Genomic DNA, 12,795 nt, shown 5'->3' with positions numbered 1-12,795 from the left:
CCAACCAGTTTTACAATAGAAAAATAGAACGATTAACCTCCGCAGCGATGTCCTCCACCGCAACGATGGCCGCCGCCGCAATTAGAGCAATGTGAACACCTAAAGCAACTAGAGCAGCGGAAACAACTAAAGCAATTAAAGCAGTTAAAGCAATTAAAACAGCTAAAGCAGCTAAAGCAGCTAAAACAACGGCCAAAACCACTCATACCACCAAAACCACCCATACCACCAAAACCACCAGTAACACCGAATTGTCGAGACTGATCATCAATGTAGTATTGGTTTTGGTCAAAAGGAACTGCCTGACTCGCTTGGAAATCGCCAACATTCAACATTTGGAGTTCATTATGGAAAGGATTCATTTTCATACCTCCGTCTATTTTAAATCAACAATTTGTGCTAGCACATGAAAGGGGAAACAGAACAAACATAATCTGAAAAATAGGTGTATAACAGGTGAATTCACCGATGCATCAAGTACTCTCTCCATCAAAATATGAACTTTGGCTGGGTATTGCTACTGATTCAAAAGCCTATTTTTATTGGACATTCAAAATGAGTTCGACTAATAAGTTATCTAGAAAAATATTAGAATCCTCCTATTTTCTCCCTGTTGTTAGAAGGACTACCACACAAAATGGCCCATATTGAGTCAATGGTGCATTTTTAGTGACGTAGTTTCATACATAAGAAAAGTGCATTATTTACAGATGCTACAACATCGCAGCCTAGGAGGATAATCATGATACAACAAACAGTGACAATCAACAGGAATGCAGGTTTATATGCTCAGCCGGTCAATCAATTAGTTCAAAACGCTTCTCGATTTAATGCTGATATCTTTCTTACTTATAAAGGACGGAAGGTTAGCGTAAAATCGGTACTCGGTGTTTTATCGTTAGCGATCCCTAAACAGGCAGAAATTATATTAGAAGTTTCCGGGGACGATGAAATAGAAGCACTAAGAGAGGTAATTCATACGTTGGAAATGGTTGAGTAGGAAGATTTCAATAGGAAGACAGGAAGAGGCTGGTTCTCCTTTGTTCCAGCCTCTTCTACACAAGTACCAGGCACCTAACATACTATCTTAACGTTAATGACTTGCTTATATACCCTCGATCCCGGTGATACAAAATAATTGCAATCACTAAGATCCCAGAAGCAATCCAAATAGAGGTGTTCCCTAAGTAGGTGGTGGAAAATGTCCCGGTTAATGCTCCAAATAAAAAGGAAAGAATGATCACAAAAAATTCTTTGAATTGTTTTCTGGCTTCATCATTATCTTCTTTTAAGGCCAAATAGGCTGCTTGGGTTGCCGTCCGAAGATTTCCTGTTGTCATGGTTGAATTGTAAGCCCATTTGTCGATTTTATTAAAAGTAGAAATTTGTAAAGAGGATACAAATGCGATACATACAGTTACTACGATGTTCGGCACACTTCGTGGTAATAGACCTACAATAATTAATACAAGGCATTCTAAGATAAGAATTGACCTTCTATAGCTGTGTAGAACTTGTCTAACACGAGGAATTTTAGCCATTTCTGATACCAAAACACCTAAGATAAATGCTAAAATGGGTGGGATATAATGCAGCGAGCCATGCCAATCCCTGTTCGCTGCTTTTACAGCGAGCAGGACCATATTTCCTGTTTGGGCATTGGCAAATACGCCTTCTCTGCTGATAAAAGTATAGGCATCTAGAAAACCTCCAACGACCGCTAACAAAATACCCAAATAAAATGAGTTGGACGATAACGAGGGGATTTTATCTTTCACTATGTGATCTCCTTGTTTCAATTTACTAACCTCAATAGTATTTCCTAGATGGTATAAGAAAACTATATAATGAAAAGTTCCCACATTTTTGACAATAACAGAAAATAATTTGTTCAACCCGTCAATTTGCAGTGAAATTTTTATTATTTTCCTAATAAAATTCAGCCATTTTTGCAGTTTTAGATTTTATGAGCGAATTTTTATAGTTAATGGGCGAATTTTTCTACTTTATGAGCGGATTTTCGCATTCAATGGGCGAATCGCGAAATCTATCAAAGTTTGCCATTTCTATCAGCGAAATAGATTATAAGTACCAATGTAGAATCCCAAGAAAAAGGGGCTAACCCAATTAGTTAGTCCCCGGTTTTACAACCCATTATTATTGATTATTCCTCATCCAATCGATAAGTTCTGCGATCGCATCCTCAAAATCGACAGCCGCCGTCCCGTCTTCTGGAATTTGCTCCATGCTATTATCGTATTCATCCAGCCTGACTATTAGTTCCTCCATACTTTCATCTGTGCTTTGTTTCTTTGATTGATATTTTTTGGCTTTATTTAAAAGGTCAGTGAACTGATCATCCTCACCAATTTCGTCAACCAAACTCCATACCTCTTGTAACACCGACTCCAATCTTTGTACCGATTCGTGCAACTTTTGTAATTTCTCAATTGAGTTTTCCATTATAAGTACTTCCTTTCTTTCTAAAAATGCAGCTCGTCTGTTTTATCTGATCCTTAACTCAAACATATTATTTTCATATCCAATAACAACTATGAAAAAACATTCGATCATCCTTCCACAACATTTTTACCATACATTAATGTCACATATTCACCCCATTATGGTGCATTTTCCGATTGCTCTAATCATTATCGCTACATGTTATGATTTATTTTGGATGGTAACAAAGCGTAGATTTTCACCGAAGAAAGGTTTTTGGCTGTGGACCGTAGCGTTTATTAGTTCTTGGATAGCAATTGGCACTGGACCCGAGCACGATGCTAGAGGAAATACAAATGTAAAAAAAACGCCTAAAGGCGTTTAATAATTACACTTTGGACATGGTTGAAACCGATTTTTTCCATGTCCGCATTGTCTGCACTTGTCTGAGTATTGTTTCCCATTTTTAAATTTCCATTGTTCATACGTGATGCCATGTGAACCTTTATCGTTTAAGTACTTAATATAATCATTCCCATAAGGATAGATCAACAACATCACCTCCAGCGCTCCCTATAAATGTATGCGCTTACATGCACTAAAAACACTGAAAATAAATAAAAAAAAGTGTCAGGCACCAATCATTTTCTGAAAGGGCCAAACACTTTTGCTGGCATAAAATAACCGACCTAAAAAATTAGGACCAACCGTGTTAGGTTGATCCTAGTCCCATTACTACTGATAATAATTCTTCACCATTTCTCCCATGACCCAGTTCGTTCTGGCTCCTGTCACTCCACTGCTAGGGCAATGACCGCTGCCACTTGTTAAGTCAGCCACAATCGTTTCGACGAGTGGTTGATGGACGTGCTCTGGTCGCTCGAAACTCCATTGCTCCGTTCCGCTCGCTGTCGTTAAAACAATGGGCTCGTTTCCGAAAGTGGAAAAGGTGATTTTCCCAAGGCTCCCCACGATTTCATTCACATCGACATCTTCAAAAGCAGTAAAACACCAATTTCCGACACCATGGACGCCAGATTCAAACCGATATGTACCTGTTACGATATCTTCGGAACGATAATAGCCTGCTTGATTGGAAGCAAATCCTTGCACAGACGTAATCGGTCCAAGTAAAAAATCTAATAGATCAAGCGTATGGCTGGCTAGATCAAAAAATAGTCCCCCGCCTGCTAATTCCGGTTGAACTCGCCACGGAAGATGTTGTGGGTCCAACACATCTTCCGTAGCTTTTTGATATTGTGTTGATGATACAAACCGTACCTCACCAACTTCCCCATTCTCCAACAGCTCTTTTATTTTTAAAAATCGCTGTTGTGTCCTCCGGTAGTAAGCCACATATAATGGGACTCCTGCCTCTTCACATTCTACAATCATCTCTTGGCATTCATCGAAATTGCGTGCCATTGGCTTTTCTACATAAACAGGTTTCCCTGCCTTTGCTGCCTTGATTGTATATTCCTTATGCGAACCAGGCGGTGTTGCAATATAGATAGCATCTACATCTGGATCGTTTATGAGTTCATCCGCATTATCGTACCATTTTCTAACATTGTGCCGGTCTGCATAATCTTTGGCAAGTTCCCCCGTTCTTCTCATAACGGCAACCAACTCAGAATTATTAATTTTTTGGAAGGCTGGACCGCTTTTCACTTCTGTCACATCACCGCATCCAATGATCCCCCAACGAACTTTATCAAACTTCATCGCACTTATCTCCTTATTTGCCACAGCACTTTTTATATTTTTTGCCGCTTCCACACGGGCACGGATCATTTCGTCCTATTTTATTTTCCGTTAAAATTGGACCGTTTTGGGAAATTCCACCCTGCTTGCTTTTATTTCTAAATTCTATTTCTCTTCCAAGTGCTGCTAGCTTCCAATCCATTAGTTCCGGATGTGGCTCGCCTAAAATGGAATAATAACTATAAACAGTTTGTTCAACATCTACGAGGCCCGAGAAGTATTCCTTTTTCATATGGTCACTAATTTCGGGTAATGCTTCTCTAGAAAGCTGATGACAGAGTGCTTCGATCAGAATATCCTGATCTTCGAGTTCATCTGAATATTGATAGGCCTCTTTCAAAACCTGAACAGCGAGGTCTGATTTAATATTTTCAATAACGGAACTAGCAAAAATAATCGAATCCGATTGCTTTAAATAAGGACTAACCGCTTCGACTACCTCATCGGATTGAAACCGAATTAACGCCGATGCAACTTCTTCTAACAAGATATCTTCATCACGGTTTAACAAACTGGCTAGAAATGGGATCTGCTTGTCAAGTTTCAGTAATCCTATCATATACACCGTCAAGATTCCATTAAATGAAAACCATTGTTCCTTTAATTCCTCTTGAAGAATCACTTCTACTTCATCTTTAGTAATCCAGCCATTTTGAACGATGCATGCAGCCAGTTTTTTAGCTTGTATGTAAAGTGGATGTTGATAAGAATCGGCTTGGTCAAGAGTATCTATAGTTTTTGCATATTTATTCCAAACTTCTTCTTCCGTCCCGTTTACGATTAGCTCATATAATGACCAACGATCCTCACCAATGTATCTTTGCAGTTGCTCTCTATATTTTAAAGAGAGCTTTGGATCAATACGCTCTAACAAATTCACCGCTAAGTGGATCTTGGTCTTATCCATCTTAGGTATATTTTCTAGTAGAACTTTGATAGCGTCCTCATTGATTTTCATGTTTTCTATGTAGATTAAAATAGAGGACTGCTTGTCCTGGTTTTTAAAGGCTTCCGTCAATAATTCGATTGTCCATTCTTCTGGGACGTTTGGATAATCGTGTAATGCATGAAGCACCGTTTCTTGAATTAATATATCATGACTAATCAAGTGTGGTTTAATTTTTTCAAAAAATGTCAAAATGTAATCCCCTCCACAATACAATTGCTCAAACTCAATTTAATTATATTCTTTTTAGTCACCAGCTCCAAACATGATTGTTTCTTAATTAAACAAAAATTATGCCATGAAAATATTTCATACAAAGTGAATCTTACATCAGCTCGAATATCATCTTTTCATACCTTTTATTCTAATGATTTTTAAGTATAAAGAACCCACATGAGTACATTATAAAAAAGGCTTAACCATAAACAACATACAAGGGGGATTTTTATGAGCGACTTTTTAGGATTATTCGGTGATGATAAATCACAAAACACTGAAAGTGAAAATAGCCAAACCACTATGAGCAATCAAGGGAACGATCCCAGTACAAGTACCCAGGATACTAAAACTGACGGCTCTCTCCAGCTTCATAAAGAAGAGTTAGACATTGTAAAGAATAATGTCGATGCTGGACAAGTAGTTATTTCTAAAGATGTGGTGGAAGAACAAAGAACTGTCGACGTTCCTGTAATGCACGAGGAAGTTGTCATAAAAAGAACACCGTTAAATAACGAACGTAGCGATGGATCTACTATATCTCAGGAAACCATTACGATTCCTGTTACCCAGGAGCAAGTTGAGGTAAACAAGTATACGGTTGCGACCGAGGAGATTTCAGCTTCGAAACGTCAAATTGAGGATACTCAGAAAGTACAAGAGACACTCAGACACGAAGAGGCTCATGTTGATACAACCGGAAGTGTCGATATCGTTTCCGACGGGTCAAGCTTTAACGATATAAATAATAGCTAAAAACAAAAACACCTTTTCATTGCTGGGCAATGGAAAGGTGTTTGCACTACTTTCCAATGGAGGGAGAGATTAAGTTGCCTGAAAAGAAGAACGAGCATCAAGAAGATAAAACGCTCCAACTACATAAGGAAGAATTGCAGGTTAACAAGAAGTGGGTTGAGACGGCAGATGTTAGAGTATATAAGAAAACGTATACCCTGGAGAAACAAATTGTCGTCCCTATAATCCGTGAAGAGCTAATTATTGAGAAAAAGATATTAAATCCAGAAAGTGGAACAACTACACAAATTGAGACCACTCAAATTCCACTCTGCGAAGATCGTATTGAGGTCATATTAAACCCAACTATCCTTAATGATGTAGAAATTTTTAGGAATCAGTTTGAAGAGATTATTCAGATTAACGAAAATGTGAAAGAAGAAAAAGTCCAAATAGCTACAATTGGGGATGTAAAAGTAGTGGTTGATGATAAATTGTAGAAAGCTATAATAATGTAAAAACTCGCCACGATAATATTGGCGAGTTTTTACATTATGACTCTTAGCTAAATTAATAGGTTAATCCATGACCAAGTTTATAGATATTCCCATCGCTATCTTTATAAGCATAGTTAAGTCCTTCAGGCATATATTCGTCCTTGACATAACCCGGTACATCATTTCTCGACACGCACTCACCATTTTCATCAACCGCAATGACCGCTTCACTCGCTGGCAATGTCAACGGTAACACACCTACTGGTGAGCTATTGCCCGCCATAACCTCATACTGTGCCTTATAGTAGGTATCATATCCAGCGATCAATGCATCTGCCAATGGTTCAACATTTCCAAGGATCCATGGCAGAATGACATTAACACTCATGATTACTTTGCCGCCACGAATATGGATACTGTCGGCCACTTCTTTTAAATGGTTCATCCCACTCAAAGTCGTTTCTTGGTAGGAAGTACCATCCAAAGCAGCTACCGTTTTATCTTCGCATATTTCAAGTTCTAATAGTCCTGGTGTCGCATTGAAATAAGCTCCAGATTTTGGACTTAAAAATAATATAGCTACATCAGCTTCTTCATAATTATCGGTCAAAGTAAATTGACCAAGCTCTTGACATTCCTGTCTAGCTTTTTCAGTATATGAAGTTGCTCGTTCGGTCTCCTTGTGGAAAACTTCCACATAAACCTTCTTACCCTCAAGCTTTTCAGCTGTTAAAGGTAAGGTCTGCTTCTGGTTCTTAAGCACAGTTACCGATTTTTTATGCGCTTCATAAGCAGCTTCCCAGTTTGCTGGATTTTTCACCGCTTCAGCAGCATGGTCGGGTGAAACGTACGTACGGTCATCAAATAGTCCTAATGCAAACATTTCTGTAAGCAGTCGTACATTGGCCTCATTAATCCGCTTCTCACTGATCCATCCCTTTTCGATCGCTTTTTTTAGGTTTTCAATATCATTAGTGTCAGAAATAAGATCTGTCCCCGCATTAATCGCTTTAGCAAAACGTTCCGCCTCGCTTAAGGTTTCAACGCCCCAGCTCATTTTACTTGTAACGCCGCTGTCGCTATTTATATAACCCTTGAACCCTAGTTTTTCTCTAAGGATCGTATTTAAGAAATAATGATTAAATGTAAAACCAACCTCTTCGAAAGGAATGTCTTCCCCTTCGAATTCTTGAACCACACTTTTCTTGATACTAGGAATCGAATAATATGGCATCATGGATGAAGTCCCATGTTCTACCGCTGCCCGAAACGGAGGCAGGTGATACTTTTCTAGACTTCCTGGCGTTGGGTATAGGTTCCATTTCCCCTCTTCATAATGTGGATCAAATCCATTTTCCCTTGGTCCACCGCCAGGAAAATGCTTGGTCGTCATAGCAATACTATGATTTCCGAGGGTCTTCCCTTGAAAGCCGTCAATGATGCGGCCGATAACATCAGAAATAAATTCTGGGTCTTCACCGAATGTACCATATATCCGCTGCCATCTCGGGTCCGTAACAGTATCCGCCATATACATATATCCTTTTCTTAATCCAACCGCATCCCACTCATCATGTGCGATTTGGGCGAATTGGCTAATAAGAGAGGCATCACCGCCATTTTTCATATCTCCTTTTGCCGCTGCAGCAAGTCCTAACGTTCCAGGCCAAGTGGAAAAAATCCCAGCTGCATCATTCATACCAAAAATGAATTCAGTATTTTCGTTTCTTGAATTCGATGCGATTAAACAAGGAATACCAAGGCGTGTTCCCTCACATACTTCATTCATGGTATTCACCCATTCTGCCATTTCGGATGGACTCCAATTGTCTCTTAGAATAAAGTGGCGCAAATGCATGTTTTCAATCGTATGCGTGGTTCCATATACTTTTGCCAGTGCAAAAATAGTTTCGCCCTTTTCAACAATTCCTTCATCTAACACACCATCATGGCTTGTCTTACTCTTATCTTTTTGAGAAAGACCCATCTGACGAGAATTAATAAGCATCATTCCGACCTTTTCATCGGTATTCATCAATGAGACTAGGTTCTCCGCACGTTCTCTCGGACTTAAACGCCAATCCTTATATGGTTCTAATTTCCCACTGTTATTCAGATCTTTAAATTTTAATCCATCAACTTCAATAATGTTCTTGACTCTTACTTCTAAATTCGGTTGTTTATGGTTAACTTCCATTTGAATGCCTCCTTAACTTGTTCATCCCCATCTTTCGGGAAAAGTTGGGACAAGTGATAGATTCATGTTAGCAATTTGAGTTCGTTTTCACATCCATTATTGTTAACTTTTATATAAAATTGAACACTATTTTAAATTATTTTTTATAAATAAAATTTATTTAGAGTGAAATTGAATCAAATTTATAAAAATACAAAGTTAACGTTGAAGAGTCAATGATTTTAATCATACTCCTTTTTTTCTAATGGTTTACTCCCTTTATACTCTGTAGCTGTCATTCCTTTTATTTCTTTAAATACTTTACAAAAATAATTATAGCTGCTAAAACCCACTTGAATACCAATATCTGTAATAGATAAATGACCCTGTTCCATAAGAAAAATTGCCTCTTCAATCCGCTTTTTATGAATATAATCAATGACACTTATATTCAATTCTTTTTTAAATTTCTTCGCAAGATATGCTCGATTAAATCCAATTTCAGCTGCTACAGATTGCACATTTATAGTTTCCTTAAAGTGGATATTTATATACATTAATGCTTTCCTTACAACAGAACTATATCCATTAACAGCAAAATTCTTAACCGCATCACAATATTCTTCAATCATACTGAAATTTATCGCATCTAAATCGGACATCGCTACCGCTGCCTCAATCTTAAGTGCGAATTTTTCCGAAATAACATGTAAATATTGAGGTTCAACCCCTCCCTTAGCAGCAGCCATCCTATTCATAGTATTACTTGAAAAGCTAAGATTTTTTTTCGCTCGCAAAGGATTCCCTGGAACTCTATATGAAAAATCACCTGTGAATTCAATCAAAGCTTTCATTGCATTTTCCTTATCCCCAGTTTCGATAAAATGTAAAAATTTCTTTTCTGCCTCATACCTTAGCTTAACTTCCAAACCATCTTGGCCATAATCCTGCGGCTGTACATCCGGTTGATATTGCTCACTATGCTTTTTTGTCGTAATAAAATGGGAGTCAACTCGCGGATTCGCTAATAGATTCACTAACAAATCGCCAATTGCTATGTATGATTGTCCCAAATAGGGTAAGGTTTTATAAAAATTCTCCAATGGTTTTACCCAATTATTTTCAAGATGATTTTCCCTCATCGCATTCCAGATAAAATGGTCAGTGACCCGCTCATTCAAGAAAGGCCCAACCAAAACCATTCCTTGAAACAGTTCTTCCTCGTTTATAGGCATCGCCATATACGATAGTTGGAATGAATCTGTATGAATACAAAAACTGTTTTTATTTGCCTTTTCTAAAGCTTTTTTAAGATCCAAATAGATTTTTTTTCGAGCTTCTGCAAAAATTAGGGGTTCACTATCATCAGATATGTGCAGAATCGTTTGAAATTGATGATCGACCGCTTGTACATCAATATTAAAAGCATTTTTAATTAGCCAACATTTACTTATCAGTTCATCCACTAATATCACCCTTCAGAATCCTTTAAATCTATGTAATAAAATCAAAGAAAGAATGTAATCCACTGAAAATCCAGCAAAATTTTAATACTATAAATTCATTTCTTGGACTAACTATCTCTCCGGAAACCGCGAAAATATCTTGATTTCAGAGGATTTTCTTTTTGTTTTATTATAAAAAAAAAAAACACCTTTATCATTTGACTAAGATAAAGGTGCTTAAATAACTCTATATAGAAATACGTATTAAGAATCTGTTTTTAAACAGTCGTTTTCCAGTCTGCAGCAAATTTTTCAATCCCTTGATCTGTTAATGGATGTTTTGATAATTGCTCAATTACCTTGAATGGAATCGTTGCAATATGAGCTCCAGCCATCGCTACACGGGTTACATGATCTGGATGACGAACAGATGCAGCAATGATTTGTGAATCCAAGTTTTGAATCTGGAACATCTTAGCAATTTTTGCGACTAATTCTACACCATCTTCGTTAATATCATCCAACCGGCCTAAGAATGGTGAAACATAAGTTGCACCTGCTCGTGCAGCGAGCAATGCTTGGTTCACACTAAAAATCAAGGTAACGTTGGTTTTTACACCTTTTTTCGTTAGATAACGGCAAGCCTCTAATCCATCTAACGTCATTGGAAGTTTAATGGTGATGTTTTTATCGCCACCGTTAATTTTAATAAGTTCGTTTGCTTCTGCAATCATTTGATCAGCAGTCAAAGCATTAGGCGTTACCTCTGCAGATACAGACTCAACCTCAGGTACAGCATTAAGGATTTCAGCAATACGGTCTTCGAATTTTACTCCCTCTTTTGCCACTAAAGAAGGGTTGGTTGTTACTCCTGATAACACACCAATTTTATAGGCTTTTTTGATTTCCTCTAGGTTTGCAGTATCGATAAAAAATTTCATAATCTTTTTCCTCCAATTTTAATAAAATAAATGCTTTTTTTAATTCTTTTCGTCAGCATGTCCACCAAACACATTTCTTAATGCTGCTACAACTTTACCTGTAAAGGTGACCTTCTCAAAGGAACGATATCACATGAATAAAGACTTGGCAATAACTGGCGTAGCAATTAAATCAAAAGACCTTTATTATTTTCCCCTCAAATAGCCCCGATATTTTGTTAGATTTTGTTAAACTATACTTCTTAAGTATGTAACAAGAATATATCTATCCGACAAAAATCGTCAAGTAAAATATCTTGAATTAATGATATTTATTTCATCAGTTAAATTTTTCTACAAATAAAATTAACAAAACGAAACCTCGCTACAATGTTGTGAGCGAGGTTTTTTTCTTATTTAGCCATATGTAAAATCTGTACAACATCAGCTTCATGTAACTTTACAAAATTGCCTAGTGGTCCTCTTTCTGTTCCCTTTTTAGCCATTTCCTCCAAGTGCTCTTCACCAATACCAGCTTCTTTCAATGTTACTGGCATACCGATGGAGCTAAAGAATTGTTCTATTTTCTTGATTCCTGCTAAAGCGGTTTTTTCTAAATTGTTTAAGTCAATTTCTACATCCCAGACTCGATTAGCAAATTGAACAAATCTATTTACATCATGTTTATACACATGCTTCATCCAGGCTGGGAATATAATCGCCAAACCTGCTCCATGTGCAATATCATAAATGCCGCTGATCTCATGTTCAATATCGTGGCTTCCCCAATCACCAACTCTTCCTGTCCCTAACAAATCATTATGTGCAATTGTGCCTGACCACATAATCTCAGCTCTTGCATCGTAATTGGTTGGGTCCTCGATGACTGTATGTGCATTATTTATAATGGCTCGTAATGCCCCTTCACACAATCGATCTGTTAATTCTACATTCTTTTCATTAGTGAAATATCTTTCCAAGATATGCGCCATCATATCTGTAATCCCACATGCTGTTTGATAAGATGGTAAGGTGTATGTAAGAACAGGGTTTAGAATGGAAAACTTAGGACGCATGGTCGAATGACCCGTCGACCGCTTATACCATCCATCTTCGTTCGTTATAACCGTGCCCGAGCTAGATTCACTTCCCGCTGCAGGTATGGTTAACACTACTCCGATTGGCAGACAGTCTTGAACTGTAGATTTCCCTTCAAAGAAATCCCATACATCCCCATCATATTTCGCACCTGCAGCGATCGCTTTGGCCGAATCAATTACACTTCCTCCACCTACAGCAAGAATAAGGTCAATGTTATGTTCCTTACAAAGGGCAACTCCTTCTCTAACAAGGCTGACTCGAGGGTTCGGCTTTACTCCGCCCAATTCAATTATTTCGATGCCCTGTTCAAGCAATGACTGCAGAATCCTATCATATAGTCCGTTAGTCTTGATACTACCGCCGCCATAATGCAAGAGAAGTTTTTTTCCATAAACAACGGCCTCTTGACCTACTAATTGCTCCTGATCTTTACCAAATATTAACTTTGTACTGTTTTGAAAAACAAAATCTATCATGTTTATCCCTCCCACACAATATAGTAAACTTTTAAGAGATTAAAAACAACCGCTTTCATTCCTATTATCAATGGTGC

General features: G+C 37.8%; 13 protein-coding genes and 1 pseudogene. 4 read left to right on the top strand and 10 right to left on the bottom strand.

Annotated features, from left to right (window positions below):
- Nucleotides 1-32: 32 nt before the first annotated feature.
- Complete coding sequence (locus tag QF028_RS08125; RefSeq protein WP_429472226.1) at nucleotides 33-335, bottom strand: heterocycloanthracin/sonorensin family bacteriocin; 303 nt, start codon at nucleotides 333-335, stop codon at nucleotides 33-35.
- Between the two features lie 407 nt (nucleotides 336-742).
- Here QF028_RS08125 and QF028_RS08120 point away from each other — a divergent pair, with 407 nt between their 5' ends.
- The gene (locus QF028_RS08120) at nucleotides 743-1,000 is read left to right on the top strand and encodes an HPr family phosphocarrier protein (protein ID WP_429464789.1); all 258 of its coding nucleotides are present in this window, start codon (nucleotides 743-745) and stop codon (nucleotides 998-1,000) included.
- Nucleotides 1,001-1,082: 82 nt separating this feature from the next.
- Here the strand turns inward: QF028_RS08120 and QF028_RS08115 are convergent, their stop codons facing one another.
- Both QF028_RS08115 and QF028_RS08110 read right to left on the bottom strand, forming a co-directional pair.
- On the bottom strand, nucleotides 1,083-1,778 hold the full coding sequence (locus tag QF028_RS08115) for a YoaK family protein (RefSeq protein ID WP_410885523.1): 696 nt from the start codon (nucleotides 1,776-1,778) through the stop codon (nucleotides 1,083-1,085).
- A 379-nt stretch (nucleotides 1,779-2,157) separates the two neighbouring features.
- Nucleotides 2,158-2,463 carry a hypothetical protein gene (locus QF028_RS08110; RefSeq protein ID WP_429464788.1) on the bottom strand — a complete coding sequence of 102 codons (306 nt, stop codon included), beginning with the start codon at nucleotides 2,461-2,463 and terminating at the stop codon, nucleotides 2,158-2,160.
- Nucleotides 2,464-2,554: 91 nt separating this feature from the next.
- Between QF028_RS08110 and QF028_RS08105 the strand changes: the two genes are divergently transcribed.
- Nucleotides 2,555-2,827: a DUF2231 domain-containing protein gene (locus QF028_RS08105; RefSeq protein WP_429464787.1), complete on the top strand. Its 273-nt coding sequence runs from the start codon at nucleotides 2,555-2,557 to the stop codon at nucleotides 2,825-2,827.
- A 350-nt stretch (nucleotides 2,828-3,177) separates the two neighbouring features.
- Here QF028_RS08105 and QF028_RS08100 read toward each other — a convergent pair whose 3' ends face one another.
- On the bottom strand, nucleotides 3,178-4,167 hold the full coding sequence (locus tag QF028_RS08100) for a Gfo/Idh/MocA family protein (RefSeq protein ID WP_429464785.1): 990 nt from the start codon (nucleotides 4,165-4,167) through the stop codon (nucleotides 3,178-3,180).
- 13 nt (nucleotides 4,168-4,180) lie between these two features.
- Entirely contained in the window at nucleotides 4,181-5,344 is a 1,164-nt protein-coding gene (locus QF028_RS08095) for an SEC-C metal-binding domain-containing protein (protein ID WP_429464784.1), read from the bottom strand.
- A gap of 255 nt (nucleotides 5,345-5,599) precedes the next feature.
- Between QF028_RS08095 and QF028_RS08090 the strand changes: the two genes are divergently transcribed.
- Nucleotides 5,600-6,124 (top strand): YsnF/AvaK domain-containing protein, encoded by a 525-nt coding sequence (locus QF028_RS08090; protein WP_215004094.1) that lies wholly within the window; start codon nucleotides 5,600-5,602, stop codon nucleotides 6,122-6,124.
- 74 nt (nucleotides 6,125-6,198) lie between these two features.
- Nucleotides 6,199-6,603, top strand: coding sequence for a YsnF/AvaK domain-containing protein (locus QF028_RS08085; RefSeq protein ID WP_429464783.1), 405 nt, complete (start codon nucleotides 6,199-6,201; stop codon nucleotides 6,601-6,603).
- 70 nt (nucleotides 6,604-6,673) lie between these two features.
- Here QF028_RS08085 and QF028_RS08080 read toward each other — a convergent pair whose 3' ends face one another.
- The 5 genes and pseudogenes from QF028_RS08080 to QF028_RS08060 form a co-directional block, all read right to left on the bottom strand.
- Nucleotides 6,674-8,797 (bottom strand): glycoside hydrolase family 3 protein, encoded by a 2,124-nt coding sequence (locus tag QF028_RS08080; protein WP_429464781.1) that lies wholly within the window; start codon nucleotides 8,795-8,797, stop codon nucleotides 6,674-6,676.
- A gap of 221 nt (nucleotides 8,798-9,018) precedes the next feature.
- The gene (locus QF028_RS08075; RefSeq protein WP_429464780.1) at nucleotides 9,019-10,242 is read right to left on the bottom strand and encodes an AraC family transcriptional regulator; all 1,224 of its coding nucleotides are present in this window, start codon (nucleotides 10,240-10,242) and stop codon (nucleotides 9,019-9,021) included.
- A gap of 257 nt (nucleotides 10,243-10,499) precedes the next feature.
- Entirely contained in the window at nucleotides 10,500-11,162 is a 663-nt protein-coding gene (fsa, locus tag QF028_RS08070) for a fructose-6-phosphate aldolase (protein WP_410885505.1), read from the bottom strand.
- Nucleotides 11,163-11,201: 39 nt separating this feature from the next.
- Nucleotides 11,202-11,327: pseudogene (locus tag QF028_RS08065) on the bottom strand (phosphogluconate dehydrogenase (NAD(+)-dependent, decarboxylating)); the annotation flags it as partial.
- A gap of 227 nt (nucleotides 11,328-11,554) precedes the next feature.
- Nucleotides 11,555-12,718 (bottom strand): iron-containing alcohol dehydrogenase, encoded by a 1,164-nt coding sequence (locus tag QF028_RS08060; protein ID WP_429464779.1) that lies wholly within the window; start codon nucleotides 12,716-12,718, stop codon nucleotides 11,555-11,557.
- Nucleotides 12,719-12,795: the final 77 nt, after the last annotated feature.

This window comes from Neobacillus sp. B4I6 (assembly GCF_050434045.1).
Classification (GTDB): Bacteria; Bacillota; Bacilli; order Bacillales; family Cytobacillaceae; genus Neobacillus.
This window is presented reverse-complemented; position numbering and strand designations above follow the sequence as displayed.